Source organism: Duganella violaceipulchra (assembly GCF_019166075.1).
Classification (GTDB): Bacteria; Pseudomonadota; Gammaproteobacteria; order Burkholderiales; family Burkholderiaceae_D; genus Rugamonas; species Rugamonas violaceipulchra.
In genome coordinates, this window is the sequence record NZ_JAHTGR010000009.1 from 65,080 (window position 1) to 81,382 (window position 16,303).

At 64.7% G+C, this 16,303-nt stretch carries 14 protein-coding genes; 12 read left to right on the forward strand and 2 right to left on the reverse strand.

The annotated features are described in order from the left end of the window. The 10 genes from KVP70_RS17700 (at position 1) to dsbD (ending at position 9,831) form a co-directional block, all read left to right on the forward strand. Entirely contained in the window at positions 1–717 is a 717-nt protein-coding gene (locus tag KVP70_RS17700) for a glutathione S-transferase family protein (protein WP_217943529.1), read from the forward strand. A gap of 5 nt (positions 718–722) precedes the next feature. Next, positions 723–1,982: a multifunctional CCA addition/repair protein gene (locus KVP70_RS17705; RefSeq protein ID WP_217943694.1), complete on the forward strand. Its 1,260-nt coding sequence runs from the start codon at positions 723–725 to the stop codon at positions 1,980–1,982. After that, a complete protein-coding gene (locus tag KVP70_RS17710; RefSeq protein WP_217943530.1) occupies positions 1,979–2,656 on the forward strand; it encodes a GNAT family N-acetyltransferase in 678 nt (225 codons plus the stop codon). The genes KVP70_RS17705 and KVP70_RS17710 overlap by 4 nt, the downstream gene beginning before the upstream one ends. A gap of 87 nt (positions 2,657–2,743) precedes the next feature. Continuing rightward, on the forward strand, positions 2,744–3,109 hold the full coding sequence (gene mrtJ, locus KVP70_RS17715; RefSeq protein ID WP_262311717.1) for a JDVT-CTERM system glutamic-type intramembrane protease MrtJ: 366 nt from the start codon (positions 2,744–2,746) through the stop codon (positions 3,107–3,109). Positions 3,110–3,130: 21 nt separating this feature from the next. Next, a complete protein-coding gene (locus tag KVP70_RS17720; RefSeq protein WP_229224901.1) occupies positions 3,131–5,272 on the forward strand; it encodes a choice-of-anchor D domain-containing protein in 2,142 nt (713 codons plus the stop codon). A gap of 1 nt (position 5,273) precedes the next feature. Beyond that, positions 5,274–5,768, forward strand: coding sequence for a TlpA family protein disulfide reductase (locus KVP70_RS17725; RefSeq protein WP_217943531.1), 495 nt, complete (start codon positions 5,274–5,276; stop codon positions 5,766–5,768). Beyond that, positions 5,765–5,980 carry a DUF4266 domain-containing protein gene (locus tag KVP70_RS17730; RefSeq protein WP_217943532.1) on the forward strand — a complete coding sequence of 72 codons (216 nt, stop codon included), beginning with the start codon at positions 5,765–5,767 and terminating at the stop codon, positions 5,978–5,980. The genes KVP70_RS17725 and KVP70_RS17730 overlap by 4 nt, the downstream gene beginning before the upstream one ends. 8 nt (positions 5,981–5,988) lie before the next feature. Further along, complete coding sequence (locus tag KVP70_RS17735; RefSeq protein ID WP_217943533.1) at positions 5,989–7,131, forward strand: DUF3570 domain-containing protein; 1,143 nt, start codon at positions 5,989–5,991, stop codon at positions 7,129–7,131. 7 nt (positions 7,132–7,138) lie between these two features. Then, positions 7,139–8,035, forward strand: a complete 897-nt coding sequence (locus KVP70_RS17740; RefSeq protein WP_217943534.1) for an FAD:protein FMN transferase — start codon at positions 7,139–7,141, stop codon at positions 8,033–8,035. An 11-nt stretch (positions 8,036–8,046) separates the two neighbouring features. Next, the gene (gene dsbD / locus KVP70_RS17745; RefSeq protein ID WP_229224902.1) at positions 8,047–9,831 is read left to right on the forward strand and encodes a protein-disulfide reductase DsbD; all 1,785 of its coding nucleotides are present in this window, start codon (positions 8,047–8,049) and stop codon (positions 9,829–9,831) included. Here the strand turns inward: dsbD and KVP70_RS17750 are convergent. Beyond that, positions 9,821–10,372, reverse strand: coding sequence for a hypothetical protein (locus tag KVP70_RS17750; protein ID WP_217943536.1), 552 nt, complete (start codon positions 10,370–10,372; stop codon positions 9,821–9,823). The genes dsbD and KVP70_RS17750 overlap by 11 nt on opposite strands. Positions 10,373–10,631: 259 nt before the next feature. Then, positions 10,632–11,153 carry an Lrp/AsnC family transcriptional regulator gene (locus tag KVP70_RS17755; RefSeq protein WP_020704271.1) on the reverse strand — a complete coding sequence of 174 codons (522 nt, stop codon included), beginning with the start codon at positions 11,151–11,153 and terminating at the stop codon, positions 10,632–10,634. Positions 11,154–11,279: 126 nt separating this feature from the next. Between KVP70_RS17755 and hppD the strand changes: the two genes are divergently transcribed. Further along, positions 11,280–12,392 (forward strand): 4-hydroxyphenylpyruvate dioxygenase, encoded by a 1,113-nt coding sequence (gene hppD / locus KVP70_RS17760; protein ID WP_026334845.1) that lies wholly within the window; start codon positions 11,280–11,282, stop codon positions 12,390–12,392. 328 nt (positions 12,393–12,720) lie between these two features. After that, positions 12,721–16,284, forward strand: coding sequence for an indolepyruvate ferredoxin oxidoreductase family protein (locus KVP70_RS17765; protein ID WP_217943537.1), 3,564 nt, complete (start codon positions 12,721–12,723; stop codon positions 16,282–16,284). Positions 16,285–16,303: the final 19 nt, after the last annotated feature.

The window sequence follows — 16,303 nt, forward strand, 5'->3', positions numbered from 1 at the left end:
ATGCAGACCACTCAACTTGATCCCAGCCTGTCGCAAACCCTGGCCGCCGCGCGCGAGCCGGGCCTGACGCTCATCATCGGCAACAAGAACTATTCGTCGTGGTCGATGCGTCCGTGGGTGGCGATGACCGCCTTCGGCATCCCGTTCCAGGAGGTGCGCGTGCTGCTGGACCAGGACGACACCGCCAACCGCATCTGCGGCTACTCGGCCAGCGGCCGCGTGCCGGTGCTGCTGGCCGGCGAGATGACGATCTGGGACAGCCTGGCGATCTGCGAATATCTCGCCGAGCAATTCCAGGAACTGCACCTGTGGCCGCAGGACGTGGCCGCGCGCGCGATGGCGCGCTCGGTATGCGCCGAGATGCACGCCGGTTTCGCCGACCTGCGCACCTCGATGTCGATGAACATCCGCGCCAGCTATCCGGGCAAGGGCCGCACCAACGGCACCCAGGCCGACATCGGCCGGATCAGCGAGATCTGGGAAGAGTGCCTGTCGCGCTTCGGCCACCACCAGTTCCTGTTCGGCGATTTCTCGATCGCCGACGCCTACTACGCGCCCGTCGTGATGCGCTTCCGCACCTACGGCGTGTCGCTGGCGCCGGCGCTGGACGCCTACTGCCAGCGCGTGCTGGCCCATCCCGCCGTGGCCCGCTGGGTCGAGGAAGCGATGGCTGAAACCGAAATGGCGCCGAAGCACGACGCCGAAATGCCGGACTGACGATGATGCGGATTTATGTAGTCGGCGGCGCCGTGCGCGATGAACTGCTAGGCCTGCCGGTCAAGGATCACGATCACGTCGTCGTCGGCGCCACGCCGGACGACATGCTGGCCAAGGGTTTCCGCCCGGTCGGCAAGGACTTCCCGGTGTTCCTGCACCCGAAGACGCAGGAAGAATATGCGCTGGCCCGCACCGAGCGCAAAACCGCGCCCGGCTACAAGGGCTTTGTGTTCCATACCTCGCCCGACGTCACGCTGGAAGACGACCTGGTACGCCGCGACCTGACCATCAACGCCATCGCCCGCGCGGACGACGGCACGCTGACCGATCCATACGGCGGCCGGCGCGACCTGGAACAGCGCATCTTCCGCCACGTTTCCGACGCGTTTGCCGAAGACCCGGTGCGCATCCTGCGGGTGGCCCGTTTCGCCGCCCGCTTCAGCGACTTCCGCGTGGCGCCGGAAACCAATGCGCTGATGCGGCAGATGGTGGAGCAGGGCGAAGTCGATGCGCTGGTGCCGGAGCGCGTGTGGCAGGAGCTGTCGCGCGGCCTGATGGAAGACAAGCCCTCGCGCATGCTGGAAGTGCTGCGCGATTGCGGCGCGCTGGCGCGCATCCTGCCGGAGCTGGACGTGTTGTGGGGCGTGCCGCAGCCGGAGAAGTGGCACCCAGAGATCGACACCGGCATCCACATGCTGCAAGTGATCGACTGCGCGGCGGAAGCGGGCCATGAACTGGCCACGCGCTTCGCCTGCCTGATGCACGACCTGGGCAAGGGCGCGACACCGCCCGAGCACTGGCCCGCGCACCACGGCCACGAGGGCCTGGGCGTCAAGCTGGTGGAGCAGGTGTGCAAGCGCCTGAAGGTGCCGACCGAATGCCGCGACCTGGCCGTGATGACGGCGCGCGAACACGGCAACGTCGGCCGCGCGCTGCAGCTGCGGCCCAATACCGTGGTCACCCTGCTGGAGCGCTGCGACGCCTTCCGCAAGCCGGCGCGCTTCTCGCAGATGCTGCTGGCGACCGAATGCGATTCGCGCGGCCGCATCGGCCCAGGCGCCAGCTTCCGCGACGCGCCGTTCCCGCAACGGGCGCACCTGGAGACGGCGCTGACCGCCGCGCGCGGCGTCAACGCCGGCGAAATCGCGCAAGGCTGTGCCGATAATCCACAACGCATCCCGGAATTGGTGCATCGTGCGCGCGTGACGGCGGTGAAGCTGGCGCTGAATGCCGGCGATGATGAAGAGGATGCGGCGGAAATATGAGTTCGATCGACCTTTTCCAGAACCCGCTGCGCCGCTGGGGCAAGCACAAAGACGGCAAACGCCGTCCTACGGTTCTGGTCAAGGAGCTGCGCGAGCGCGATCGGCGGCGCATGGTCAAGCACTTCCTCGGCCTGGAAGACAGCGACCGCCTGCTGCGCTTCGGCACCGTGCTGCCGGACGAGCAGGTGGCGAACTATGTCAACCGCATCGACTTCGCGCGCGACATGGTGTTCGGCGTCTACAACCGCGTGTTCAAGCTGGTGGCGGTGGGCCACCTGGCGTTCGCGCCGCGCGATGAATCGAAGAGCGCCGTCACCGACAAGGAAAGGGTGGCCGAATTCGGCGTGTCGGTCAGCCGCTCGGCGCGTGGCCTGGGCATAGGTTCCAAGTTGTTCGAGCGCGCCGCCATCCACTGCCGCAACAACGACGTCGACACCTTGTACATGCACTGCCTGTCGTCCAACAAGACCATGATGCATATCGCGAAAAAAGCGGGCATGGAAATCCACCGCGACTACGGCGAAGCGGACGCCTACCTGAAACTGCCGCCGGCCAATCCGGCCAGCATGCTGCAAGAAGCGCTGGACGAGCAATTCGCCACGCTGGACTACACCCTCAAAGCCAACAAGCGCATCGCCGCCAAATGGCTCGACCGCCTGCTCGGCCGAAAATAAATCTCTCCCCGCTAGAACCTTTGCTGCGCGGCCGGGTATGAACGGTCGGACAAGATACGCAACCGGCAGCAAAACCACCCATATTCCGTGTCGTCGATTACTCATTTTTGCAGCACGCAGTTGCAGGCGCCGGACTTCGCCGTCTGCCTACGCTTGCTGCTGCTCTCGCCGGCGCTGGAGGAATGTGTGGTCAGGGCCGGGCTACAGGAGTGGATGACGCGCCAGCTGGCCGCCCGCAACGGCGGCCTGCCTTTGACGCAGGGCGGACCCGTGCTGGTGTCGACGGCGGTTTTCGGCTTGCTGCATATAGGCTCCGGGTGGCAGCACGTGCTGGCGGTGCTGGCGCCGGGACTGGCGCTGGCGCTGCTCTACCAGCGCAGCCGAAGCTGGACCTGGTGTGCTTTGGCACACAGCGGCATGAATGCGTTTGCGATCTCCGTCTGCAGCTTATAGATCAAACTTCAGGAGAGTGTCATGACAGGCTTGTTAGCAAAGGTGTTCCGGCTTCGGTGGGCTGCGGTCCTGCTGGTCGGTGTGATGGGGCAGGGCGCCAATGCGGCGGATGCCTTGAACGGCAAGAGCCTGTATTTGAATGGACCGGTGTCCGGCGGTGCTTCATGCGCCACCTGCCACAGCGCCTCGCCGGCGAATAACGTCAACGGCATCCTGGCGGCGGCCAACCAGCCGTCCGTGATCCAGAACGCCATCGCCACCAACAAGGGCGGCATGGGTAGTCTGTACAGCGGAAAATTCAGCGCGACAGAGTTGGACGACCTGGCCGCCTTCATTGGCAATCCGAACGTGGTGGCGGCACCGGCAGCCTCGCTGGCGCCGGCCAGTCTGACCTTCAGCGGCGCCAATATCGGCCAGACGGCCGGTCCGCTGGCCGCCACCTTGAGCAATACCGGCAACGCCACGCTCAATATCGGCACAATTTCCATCGCCGGCGCGGCGGCGGGCGACTTCAGTGTCGCCGGCGGCAGTTGCGCCAATGGCGGCGCCGTCGCGGCGGGCGCCAGCTGCACCGTGCAGGCCAGCTTCAAGCCGACGGCGGCAGGCGCGCGCGCGGCCTCGCTGACCATCACACACAACGCCACGGGCGGCAGCAGCAGCGTCGCGCTCAGCGGCACCGGCAACTCCACGCCGCAGGCCACCATCGCCTTGTCGGCGGCCAGCGTCAACTTCGGCACGCTGCTGACGGGATCTCCTTCCGCCGTGTCGACCATCACCGTCAGCAACAGCGGCCAGGCCGCGCTGACCTTCAGCTCCATCGCGCTGGGAGGCGCCAATGCCGGCATCTTCACGCTGGGCGGCAGCTGCGCCGTCGCCACGCCGGTGCCTGCGGGCGGCAACTGCACGGTGACGCTGCAAGCGCTGCCGGTTGCAGCTGGCGCCTTCTCCGCCAGCCTGACGCTGGCCTCCAACGCATCCAACGGCAGCGCCACGGTCGGCCTGTCCGGCAGCGCCGCCACGCCGGCGCCGGCCTTGACGGCCACGCCGTCGGCCATCGCCTTCGGCACCCAGACTATCGGCGCCGCCGCGGTGGCGCAGACGGTCACGCTGGCCAACACCGGCAATGTCGCCATTAGTTTGAACAACATCGGCCTGACCGGTTCCGGCGCGGCCAGCTTCAGCCTGGGCGGCAGCAATTGCGGCAGCAGCCTGGCAGTGGGCGCCAGCTGCGCCGTGCCGGTGCGCTTTGCGCCGACGGTGGAAGGCGCGGTCGCGGCGGCGCTGGCGGTGAGCTCGAATGCGGCTGCGCTGCAAGTGGGCATCACCGGCGCCGGCACCAAGCAGGCCACGGCGACGCCGCTGCTTTCCGAAGCCGGTCCGATAGTCTTCGCCGATACGCAGGTCGGCAGCAGCGCGGCGGCTCACACGACCACCCTGTCCAACAGCGGCAACGCCTCGCTGAGCATCGCCACGCTGACGCTGGGCGGCAACCAGCCGGGCGACTTTGTCCTCGGCGGCAGCTGCGCCGCCGGCGCCACCGTCGCGCCGGGCGCCAGCTGCACCTTGACCACCGCGTTCAAACCGGTCGCCGCCGGTGCCCGCAGTGCCGACCTGCTGCTGGTGACGGACGGCGGCGCGCAGTTCCATCTGGCGTTGCAGGGCAACGGCGTGGCCGTCGCCATCAGCACACCGTCGCTGACGATTGCACCGCAGAGCTTCGATTTCGGCGCCGTCGTCATCGGCAGCGCCGCGCCGACGCGTCGTTTCACGCTGACCAATAGCGGCGCCGCCGCCGTTACGCTGGCCAGCGCCGCCTACACCGGCCCGTTCGCAGCCGTGGCGGACAGCACCGGCTGCGCGGCCTTCCCGGTCACGCTGGCGCCGGGCGCCTCGTGCGACCTGGTGGTGGGCTACGCGCCGGTCAACACCGGCGGCAACAGCGGCAGCGTGGCGATACAGGCCAGCGTCGCCGGCAGCAGCTGGACCATCGCGCTGAGCGGCCAAGGTACGGCGGCGGCGAGCAACGCCGTGCCGACCAATAAAGGCGGCGGCGGTTGCTCGGCCTCGGACGACGTCAACGATCCGATGATGGTGTTCCTGATGATCGCGGCGGCCATCGCCATCGGCTGGCGCCGTCGTCAATCGAAACGCGTGGGAGGCTGACATGAAACCGATATCGATTGCCATGTTGCTGGCTGCCGCATTGAGCGCAGCCCCGGCCTGGGCGCTGGAGAAGGGCGCGACCGCGCCGCAGTTCGACCTGCAAGGGGTGGACGGCGCGGTGAAGCTGGCCAGGCTGCAGGGCAAGGTGGTGTACGTGGACTTCTGGGCCTCCTGGTGCGGCCCGTGCCGCCAGTCCTTCCCGTGGATGAACGAGATGCAGGCCAAGTATGGCGCCAAGGGCCTGCAGATCATCGGCGTCAACGTCGACGCCAACAGCGCCGACGCCCGCCAGTTCCTGACGACGACGCCGGCGCGCTTCGCCATCGGCTTCGATCCGCAAGGCGCCACGCCGCGCAGCTACGGCATCAAGGGCATGCCGAGCAGCGTGCTGATTGGGCCGGACGGCAAGGTGCTGCTGGAGCATTCCGGCTTCCGCGACACCGACCGCGCCGACTTGGAAAGCAAAATCCAGAACGCATTGGGAGCCGTCAAATGAAATCGTTACTGTTGATCGCGCTGGCGGCCGGCCTGTCCGGCTGTACTACGCTGGGCAATGTGCAGCCCTGGGAGAAGGGCACGTTGGCGCGCTCTGAGATGACCTTCGGTGACGGCCATATGTTCACACGCTTCGACGACCATATCTACACCAGCCGCGAGGCCTCGTCCGGCGGCGCCGGTGTGGGTGGCGGCGGTTGCGGCTGCAATTGAGGACCACCATGACGAGCAACGAAGACAAGGCATCGGGGCGCGGCCTGGCCGCCTCCATCATGACGGCGGCGCTGATGCTGCCCGGCGTGCAGGCGCATGCCGAAACGCCGCCGGCCAACGGCAACATCACATTGGGCTATCTGAACTACAAAGATAGCCAGTCTGGCCTGGACCGCATCACCGTGCATTCGCCGTCGGTGGCTATCACGGCGCCGGTGGCCGGCGTGTGGAGCATCGGCGCTTCGCTGGTGTCGGATGATGTGTCGGGCGCTTCGCCACGCTACCACACGGCGATCTCCGGCGCCTCGCACATGCAGGACCACCGCACGGCGGGCGATGCATCGGCCACGCGCTATTTCGAAAAAGGCAGCGTGACCGTCGGCGCGGCGTATTCGACCGAGCACGATTACGTGTCGCGCGCGCTGTCGCTGCAAGCGAGCCTGGAAAGCGAGAGCAAGAACACCACGTGGACCGTCGGCGTCGGCCATGCGGACGATCGCATCGATCCGGTCAACAAGATCGTCAGCAACGAGAAGAAGCGCACCAGCAGCCTGCTGCTGGGCGTGACGCAGGTGTTGACGGCCAACGATATCGCCCAGATGACGTTGACGCACAGCCAGGGCGAAGGCTATTTCTCCGATCCGTACAAGGCGCTGGACAACCGTCCGCGCAGCCGCAACGAGAGCACGCTGCTGGCGCGCTGGAATCACCACCTGGCATCGACCGGAGGCACCAGCCGGCTGTCCTACCGCTACTACCGCGACAGCTTCGGCGTGCGCGGGCATACGCTGGGCGCCGAATATGTGCAGCCGCTGTCGCAGGGCTGGACGGTGACGCCCGAAGTGCGGCTGTATTCGCAGAGCGCGGCGAGCTTCTACTACGATCCGTTCTACGACGCGAAGCTGGGCGCGCCGTTCCCGCCGGGGTACAACGGCAGCGGCTACATGTCGGCTGACCAGCGTCTGTCCGGCTTCGGCGCGGTGACGTTGGGCCTGAAGGTCAGCAAGCAGCTGGACAAGCTGTGGTCCGTCGACGTGAAGGCGTCGGTGTACCAGCAGCGCGGCAGCTGGCGCCTGTTCCATGAAGGCAGTCCTGGCCTGGATGCGTTGCGGGCGCAGACGATACAGATAGCAATCAACCGGCAGTGGTAGACGAAAAATGATAGACGCGATCCAGCGCACCACGTTCCAGGCCATGGCTAGCCGCTGCGAGCTGCGGTTTGCAGCGCCGGACGCGCAGTCGGCGGCGCTGCTGGCGCAGCGTGCCATGGACGAGGTGCTGCGTATCGAAACCAAGTATTCGCGCTACCGGCCGGACAGCATCGTCTCGCGCATCAACGCGGCGGCAGGCAAGGAGGCGGTGCATTGCGACAGCGAGACCATGTCGCTGATGGGTTACGCGGCGGCGCTGCACGGCGCCAGCGAGGGGCTGTTCGACATCACCTCCGGCGTGCTGCGGCGGGCCTGGGATTTTCGCCAGCCCAAGGTGCCGCGCAAGGAGGTGCTGGAACCCTTGCTGGCGCTGGTCGGCTGGGACAAGGTGGAGTGCGGTGCGGAGGACGTGGCTCTGAGGCAGCCCGGCATGGAGATCGATTTCGGCGGCTTCGGCAAAGAATATGCGGCGGACCGCGCGGCGGCGCTGCTGGCCGACGCGGGCGTCAGGCATGGCTATGTGAATTTGGGTGGCGACATGCGCTTCATCGGTCCGCGCCTGAACGGGCGGCCGTGGAGCATCGGCATCCAGGACCCGCGCGATCCGGACAGCGTGATCGCGAGCATACCGGTCAGCACCGGTGCGCTGGCGACCAGCGGCGATTATGAGCGCTACTTCGAGCTCGATGGGCAGCGCTACTGCCACATCCTCGATCCGCGCGATGGCATGCCGGTGCGCTACTGGCGCTCGGTCAGCGTGCTGGCGCCGATGGCGATCGCCGCCGGCAGCTGCTCGACCATCGCGATGCTGAAGCAGCAGGATGGCTTGAATTTTTTGAATGCGTCGGACATGGGGTATCTGGTCGTGAACGATCAGGGACAGATGCTGTTCAGGGATGTTTGAATAGGATGGAAATGATGAACAATTGGATGACGCGCTTGATGGCGCTGTTGGTGGCGGTGATTGCGCTGGCCACCGGCGCACGAGCGGATGATTTTCTGGAGCCGGACCAGGCGTTCCAGCTGAAGGGTGAGCTGGTCGACGCGCATACGGTTCGCCTGTCGTGGGTGATCGCGCCGGGCTATCATTTGTACCGGGACCGCTTGAGTTTCAAGGCGGATGGCGCGCAGCTGGAAGCGCCCGCGCTGCCGGCAGGGCTGCGCAAGTTCGACACCAACTTCAACAAGGAGATGGAGACTTACCAGGACAGTCTGGTGGTCAAGCTGCCGGTGGCTGCGACGGCTGCGTTCACGCTGCAAGTGGGTTATCAGGGCTGCGCGGACGCGGGCCTGTGCTACTCGCCGGCGACGCAGAGTTACCGCGTCGATCCGTCGGCGCCGGGCAAGCTGGTGGCGGTTGATGCGCCGCCGCCGGCCAGCGCGCCGGCCCATGAAGACGACAGCTCGCTCGCCCAGCGCACGCTGCAAAGCGGCAGCGCATGGCGCATCGGGCTGGCCTTCCTCGCCTTCGGTCTGCTGCTGTCGTTCACGCCGTGCGTGCTGCCGATGGTGCCCATCCTGTCGTCGATCATTGTCGGCGAGGGCGCGGTGTCGCGCAGCCGTGGCTTCTCGCTGGCGCTGGCGTACTGCCTGGGCATGGCGTTGGTCTACACCTCGCTCGGCGTTGCCGCAGGACTGGCGGGTGAAGGGTTGGCCGGCGCACTGCAAAAGCCTTGGGTGCTGCTGACCTTCGGCGCGCTGCTGGTCGGCCTGGCCTTGTCGATGTTCGACGTCTACCAGTTGCAGCTGCCGAGCGCCCTGCAAAGCCGCTTGAGCGCGACCAGCGGCAATATGGGCGGCGGCCGTTTCGCCGGCGTGTTCGTCATGGGCGCCTTGTCGGCCTTGATCGTCGGTCCATGCGTGGCCGGTCCACTGGCCGGCGCGCTGCTCTACATCAGCCAGACGCGCAACGTCTGGACCGGCGGCTGGGCCTTGTTCTCGATGGCGGTCGGCATGAGCGTGCCGCTGCTGCTGACCGGGGTCTCGGCCGGCAGCCTGCTGCCCCGTGCCGGCGCCTGGATGAACGGCGTGAAGAAGGTCTTCGGCCTGCTGTTGATCGCGGTGGCCATCTGGATGATCACGCCGGTGTTCCCGGTGACGGTGATGATGGCTTTGTGGGGCATGTTCGCACTGTTGTGCGCGGTGTTCCTGCATGTGTTCGAGCCGTTGCCTGCGAAGAGCGGCGCAGGCCTGGGCGCCTATGTCGGCAAGATGCTGGGATTGGCCTTCCTGGTCGGCGGCCTGTTTGAACTGGCGGGCGCCGCCAGCGCCGGCCGCGACGTGCTGCAACCGCTGGGCCACCTGAGCCTCGCCCGCGCAGAGGGCGCGGCGCCGGCCGGTGAAGAAATCCGCTTCAGCCGCATCAAGACCGTGGCCGAACTGGATCAGGTGCTGGCGTCGAGCACCACGCCGGTGATGCTGGACTTCTACGCCGACTGGTGCGTGTCCTGCAAGGAGATGGAGCGTTTCACCTTCTCTAAGCCGGCCGTCAGCGGCAAGTTGAAGCAGGTGCGCTTGATCCAGGTGGACGTCACCGCCAACAGCGCCGACGACAAGGCCTTGATGAAGCGCTTCGGCCTATTCGGCCCACCGGGCATCATCCTCTTCAACGGTGGCAAGGAGATCCCCAACAGCCGCGTGATCGGCTTCCTGGCGCCGGAGCCCTTCGTCCAGCACCTGGGCCGCCATCTCACTTCCTGAGCGGCGCGGTTTTCTTCTGCTGAGCATCCAGATCGATACCCACCGCCTTCTCGGCGGTGGCATTGATCGCCGCAAAGCGCACATACCCGTTGAACAGCAGGCCGACCGCGAGGATCACGCCGAGGCCTGCGATAAAGGCCGTAACAATATCCGGTCCCCAAGCCCGCAAAGATTTTTTCTCGTCCAGCTTTCTTGCGATGTGCTGAAACCCTGCTTTCACTCCGGCATCGAGCAAGAAAAGTCGAGCCGAAAGTTCAGACTGAGTGACGCTTTCGGCGACCTGCGCCATCTTCTCTTCGAGAGATTTCGCGAGAAACTCGGCGGCAATTTGCTCACCGCGCTGTCTCAAGCTGATCAGGTTTTCTGGAAGCATGCAGAATGCAATAAACTCTGCCTCATCCTCCGCGTTTGGTTCCGCACCGTCATGGAGCGCGGCGAAACTGGTGCGCCATTCTATTTTGCTTCGCTTGTAGATGGCGTAAGCAATGACGCCGGGGACGTCGTCCTCGTACTTTACTAGCGCTTTAAATACATGCTGCAAGATTATCTCGTCTTGCGCTCAGCTGCCATCTTCGCGATAGTCTTTTCAATATCCTCGCGTGAAAAATGCACCGATTTAATTATGCGTTTGCTTCTTTCTGACAGGTGTGGATTGTCGTCGATGCTAACCGACATATTTTCGCAAATCCGGCGAATCTCTTCGGGCGTAAAGTATGGCGACACATTAAACATGATTGCGCTCCTTCACTGCTGGGTTTGTTGAAATCCGGCCGGCCGCGCATCCGGCCAGCCATCCTCCTTTATACCAGCGGCAGCGCGGTGGTGTCCTTGATGCGTTGCAGGGCGAACGAGGATTTCACGTCCAGCACCGCAGGGTGGCGCAGCAGCGTCGCCATCATGAAGCGCGAGAAGTGGTCCATGTCTTCCACGTGCACCCGCAGCAGGTAGTCCATCTCGCCCGTCATCGCATAGCAGGCCACCACTTCCGGCCACTGCTCCACCGACACCGCGAAATCCGCGCGCGGCGACACCGGCGCGTTCGGCGCGCCCAGCGCGCGGGCGTTGCTGTGCGCCGCCGCATCGCTGTGCTTCTCCAGCCGCACGTTGACGTAGGCCAGCAGGCCCAGGCCGATCTTGTCCGGGTCCAGCAGCGCCACGTACTGGCGGATCACGCCCGCCTCTTCCAGCCGCTTGATGCGGCGCAGGCAGGGCGACGGCGACAAAGCCACCAGTTCCGCCACATCCTGGTTCGACAGCCGGCCATCGGCCTGCAAAATTGACAAAATTTTACGGTCGGTTTTGTCCAGCGCAATTTTGGTCATAAATACCTCAAAAATTCATAGTTCAGGCAATATTATTGCGCAGAACCGCGATGCGTGGGAATTGTTTGCAATTTAATGCTGGTGAAGCGGGTCTATACTGTGCGCTATTCAAAGAAGGAGACTCGCATGAAATTTACGCCTTGGGACAACCCTATGGGTACCGATGGTTTTGAGTTTGTCGAATACGCCGCACCCGATCCAAAGGCCTTGGGCGCGCTGTTCGAGAGCATGGGTTTTACCGCTATCGCCCGTCACCGCCACAAGGATGTGACCCTGTATCGCCAGGGCGACATCAACTTCCTGATCAACGCCGAGCAGGACTCCTTCGCCCAGCGCTTCGCCCGCCACCACGGCCCGTCCGTGTGCGCCATCGCGATCCGCGTGCAGGATTCCGCGTTCGCCTACAAGCGCGCGCTGGAGCAGGGCGCCTGGGGCTTCGATAACAAGACCGGCCCGATGGAGCTGAACATCCCCGCCATCAAGGGCGTGGGCGATTCGCTGATCTACCTGGTCGACCGCTGGCGCGGCAAGAACGGCGGCGAGCAAGGCGCCATCGGCGACATCAGCATCTACGACGTCGACTTCGTCGCCATCCCTGGCGCGGTCGCCAACCCGGTCGGCCATGGCCTGACCTATATCGACCACCTGACCAACAACGTCCATCGCGGCCGCATGAAGGAATGGGCGGACTTCTACGAGAAGATGTTCAACTTCCGCGAAGTGCGCTACTTCGACATCGAAGGCAAGCTGACCGGCCTGAAGTCGAAAGCCATGACGTCGCCATGCGGCAAAGTGCGCATCCCGATCAATGAATCGTCGGACGACAAGTCGCAGATCGCCGAATACCTCGACGAGTACCACGGCGAGGGCATCCAGCACATCGCCCTGGGCACCGACGACATCTACTCGTCCGTCGAGACGATGAAGAAGGCCGGCATCGTCTTCCAGGACACGATCGAGACCTACTATGAACTGGTCAACCGCCGCCTGCCTAACCACGGCGAGTCGCTGGAAGACCTGCGCCGCCTGCGCATCCTGATCGACGGCCATAGCAACGAGACCGAGCGCGAACTGCTGCTGCAGATCTTCAGCCAGAACGTCATCGGTCCGATCTTCTTCGAGATCATCCAGCGCAAGGGCGACCAGGGCTTCGGCGAGGGTAACTTCCGCGCGCTGTTCGAATCGATCGAGCTCGATCAGATCAAGCGCGGCGTGCTGAAAGATCCAACCGCCGCCTAAGGAACTAGTGAACTGTAACGCTTAAATCGGTAGCGCCTGCCGCGCAGGCAACGCGCATGGCGGCGTTGCAAATGCTCGCGATAGCTCGCTATCGCTGCGCTTTGCGCCTTGCCCTGCACGCCGCCTGCGCGTCCTTCGCTCCCAATTTAAGCGTTACAGTCCACTGGGTGGAAAGCCGGTAGTCCCGCACAGAACGGGGCGCAGGCCTGTGGTACCCTATAAAAAACCACATTTTTCCGTTCCGACGTCTCCACAAGGGCCGGCGGATCGCGCGCGAATGGGCCAACGAGGCCCTGTAGCGCATGGCTTAAAGAATAATGGAGACACAATGAACGCACCTCACAAGGGCTCGCAACTGGAGCCGGGCACGCACTCGGACAACGAAATTTCACTAGACGACAAGTGGACGCTGGAACGCGGCCGGGCCTTCATGACCGGCACCCAGGCCTTGATCCGTCTACCGATGATGCAGCGCGAACGGGACCTGAAGGCAGGCCTGAACACCGCCGGTTACATCACCGGCTATCGCGGTTCGCCGGTCACCAGCGTCGACATGACGGCGATGAAGGCCAAGAAGTACCTGGACGCCCATCACGTCAAGTTCCATCCAGGGATGAACGAAGACCTGGCCGCCACCGCGGTCTGGGGCACGCAGCAAACCAATCTTTTCCAGGACGCCAAATACGACGGCGTCTTCTCCATGTGGTACGGCAAAGGCCCCGGCGTCGACCGCTGCGGCGACGTCTTCAAGCACGCGAATAATGCGGGGAGCGCCAGGCACGGCGGCGTGCTGGTGCTGGCCGGCGACGACCACGCGGCCAAATCCTCGTCCACCGCCCACCAGTCGGACCACATCCTCAACGCCTGCGGCATCCCGGTGCTGTATCCGTCGTCGGTGCAGGAATACATCGACTACGGCCTGCACGCCTGGGCCATGAGCCGCTACACCGGCCTGTGGGTGTCGATGAAGTGCGTCACCGACATCATCGAATCCGGCGCCGTGGTGGACTTCGACCCGGACCGCGTCAAGATCGAACTGCCGACCGACTTCGAGCTGCCGGCCGGCGGCCTGAATATCCGCTGGCCGGACACCGTGCTCGATATGGAAGTGCGGATGAACAGCTACAAGTGGTACGCCGCACTGGCCTACTGCCGCGCGAATAAACTCAACAAAATCATCTGGGATTCGCCGAAGGCGAAGATCGGCATCATCACCGCCGGCAAATCCTACCTGGACACGCGCCAGGCGCTGGCCGACCTGGGCATCGACGAGCAGGCCGCCGCCGACATCGGCATCCGCCTGTACAAGATCGGCATGACCTGGCCGCTGGAAGCGGACGGCGTGCACGAATTCGCCAAGGGCCTGGACGAGATCCTGGTGGTGGAAGAAAAGCGCCAGATCCTTGAATACGCGCTGAAGGAAGAGCTGTACAACCTGCCGGACGGCCAGCGTCCGCGCGTGGTCGGCAAGTTCGACGACACCGGCGAGTGGAGCAACAAGGGCAAGTCCGGCCACGGCGACTGGCTGCTGCCGGCCACCTATGAGCTGAACCCGGCGCAGATCGCGCGCGCCATCGCCTCGCGCATCGCCCACTACTGCGCCGGCCATCCGGTCGCGCAGCGCGTGCAGGAGCGCGTGGCCTTCCTGGAAGCGAAGGAACTGGCGCTGAAAACGCTGCCGTCCAAGCCGAATCCGGAAACCGACCGCACGCCGTTCTTCTGCTCCGGCTGCCCGCACAACACCTCGACCAAAGTGCCGGAAGGTTCGCGCGCGCTGGCCGGCATCGGCTGCCACTACATGGTGCTGTGGATGGACCGCGAAACCTCGACCTTCACCCACATGGGCGCCGAGGGCGTGACCTGGGTAGGCCAGGCGCCGTTCACCAACGAGAAGCACGTCTTCACCAACCTGGGCGACGGTACCTATTTCCACTCCGGTATCCTGGCGATCCGCGCGGCGGTGGCGGCCAAGGTCAACATCACCTACAAGATCCTGTTCAACGACGCCGTCGCCATGACCGGCGGCCAGCAGTTCGACGGTCCGCTCGATCCGGGCATGATCTCGCGCCAGATCGCCGCCGAAGGCGTCACGCCGATCATCGTCGTCACCGACGAACCGGAGAAATACCCGGCCGATTACAAATGGGCGGAAGGCGTCACGGTGCGCCATCGCAGCGAATTGATGGACGTGCAGCGCGAACTGCGCGACAAGCCGGGCGTCTCGGCCATGATCTACGACCAGACCTGCGCCTCCGAGAAGCGTCGTCGCCGGAAGCGTAACGAATACCCTGATCCGGCCAAGCGCGCCGTCATCAACGAAGCCGTCTGCGAAGGTTGCGGCGATTGCTCCGTGCAGTCCAACTGCCTGTCGGTGGAGCCGTTGGAGACGGAACTGGGCCGCAAGCGCCAGATCAACCAGTCGTCCTGCAACAAGGACTTCTCCTGCACCACCGGTTTCTGCCCGAGCTTTGTGACGGTGGAAGGCGGAGCGCTGAAGAAGCCGAAGAAGGCTGCGGTTGGCGAGGGCACGCAGGCGGTGCTGCCTACCCCGGTGCTGCCGTCGACGGCGACGCCATACGGCATCCTGATCACCGGCATCGGCGGCACCGGCGTGGTGACGGTCGGCCAGATCCTGGCTGTCGCCGCGCACGTCGAAGGCAAGGGCGCGATCGTGCTGGACATGAGCGGACTGGCCCAGAAGGGCGGCCCGGTGATGTCGCACGTGCGCCTGGCGGACAAGCAGGCCGACTTGCACTCGACCCGCGTCGGCACCGGCAGCGCCGACCTGGTGGTGGGCTGCGACCTGATCGTCACCGCCTCGCGCGACGCCTTGTCACGCATGGGCGAAGGCCGCACGCACGCGATGATCAACTCGACCGGTTCGTCGACGGCGGCGTTTGTGAAGAATCCGAACTGGCAGTTCCCGGATGCTTCCTCGCGCGGCGAAATCGTCCGCGCCTGCGGCAACGAACTGGTGGACTTCGTCGACGCTGGCCAGATCGCCACCGCGCTGATGGGCGACTCGATCGCCACCAATATGTTCATGCTCGGTTACGCGTTCCAGAAGGGCCATGTGCCGCTGAGCGAAGCGTCGCTGATCAAGGCGATCGAACTCAATGGCGTGTCGGTGGGCTTCAATAAATCGGCCTTCAACTGGGGCCGCACCGCCGCCCACGACCTGGCTTCCGTGACCAAGCTGACCACCCCGGCCAAGGTGATCGAGTTCAAACGCATCCAGACGCTGGACGACATCGTCGCCCGCCGCGTCGAGCTGCTGACCGCCTACCAGGACGCGAATTATGCTAAACAGTATAAATCGTTTGTCGACCAGGTGCACGCGGAAGAGGCCAAGCTGGGCAAGACCACCCGCCTGAGCGAAGCCGTGGCGCGCTACTACTACAAGCTGATGGCGTACAAGGACGAGTATGAAGTCGCGCGCCTGTACACCGACGGTGCATTCCAGCAGAAGATCGCCGGCATGTTCGAAGGCGACATCAAGCTGAAGTTCCACCTGGCGCCGCCGCTGCTGGCCAAGCACGATGCCGAAGGCCACCTGATCAAGCAGGAATTCGGTCCGTGGATGATGAAGGCCTTTTCCCTGCTGGCCAGGTTCAAGGGCTTGCGTGGCTCTAAGCTGGACATCTTCGGCTACACGGCGGAGCGCAAGATGGAACGCGCGCTGATCGGCGAATACCGCGACACCGTGACCTCGCTGCTGCCGAAGCTGACGGCCGGGAACCTGTCGCAGGCCGTGGCGATAGCCAGCATCCCTGAAGACATCCGCGGCTATGGCCACGTGAAGGAGCGTCACTTCAAGGCGGCCAAGCAGAAGGAGGCGGCGTTGCTGGCGGCCTTCGGCAAGCCGGCTGACAGCCACACCAACGCAGCATAGAAAACGGCCCCTCGGGGCC

Excerpts from the sequence above, each read along its gene's own strand:
- KVP70_RS17700 (WP_217943529.1), top strand. The coding sequence starts at position 1 with ATGCAGACCACTCAACTTGATCCCAGCCTGTCGCAAACCCTGGCCGCC.
- KVP70_RS17740 (WP_217943534.1), top strand. The coding sequence starts at position 7,139 with ATGATAGACGCGATCCAGCGCACCACGTTCCAGGCCATGGCTAGCCGC.
- KVP70_RS17730 (WP_217943532.1), top strand. The coding sequence starts at position 5,765 with ATGAAATCGTTACTGTTGATCGCGCTGGCGGCCGGCCTGTCCGGCTGT.
- KVP70_RS17710 (WP_217943530.1), top strand. The coding sequence starts at position 1,979 with ATGAGTTCGATCGACCTTTTCCAGAACCCGCTGCGCCGCTGGGGCAAG.
- KVP70_RS17735 (WP_217943533.1), top strand. The coding sequence starts at position 5,989 with ATGACGAGCAACGAAGACAAGGCATCGGGGCGCGGCCTGGCCGCCTCC.
- KVP70_RS17720 (WP_229224901.1), top strand. The coding sequence starts at position 3,131 with ATGACAGGCTTGTTAGCAAAGGTGTTCCGGCTTCGGTGGGCTGCGGTC.
- KVP70_RS17705 (WP_217943694.1), top strand. The coding sequence starts at position 723 with ATGCGGATTTATGTAGTCGGCGGCGCCGTGCGCGATGAACTGCTAGGC.
- KVP70_RS17755 (WP_020704271.1), bottom strand. The coding sequence starts at position 11,153 with ATGACCAAAATTGCGCTGGACAAAACCGACCGTAAAATTTTGTCAATT.
- dsbD (WP_229224902.1), top strand. The coding sequence starts at position 8,047 with ATGATGAACAATTGGATGACGCGCTTGATGGCGCTGTTGGTGGCGGTG.
- KVP70_RS17765 (WP_217943537.1), top strand. The coding sequence starts at position 12,721 with ATGAACGCACCTCACAAGGGCTCGCAACTGGAGCCGGGCACGCACTCG.
- hppD (WP_026334845.1), top strand. The coding sequence starts at position 11,280 with ATGAAATTTACGCCTTGGGACAACCCTATGGGTACCGATGGTTTTGAG.
- KVP70_RS17725 (WP_217943531.1), top strand. The coding sequence starts at position 5,274 with ATGAAACCGATATCGATTGCCATGTTGCTGGCTGCCGCATTGAGCGCA.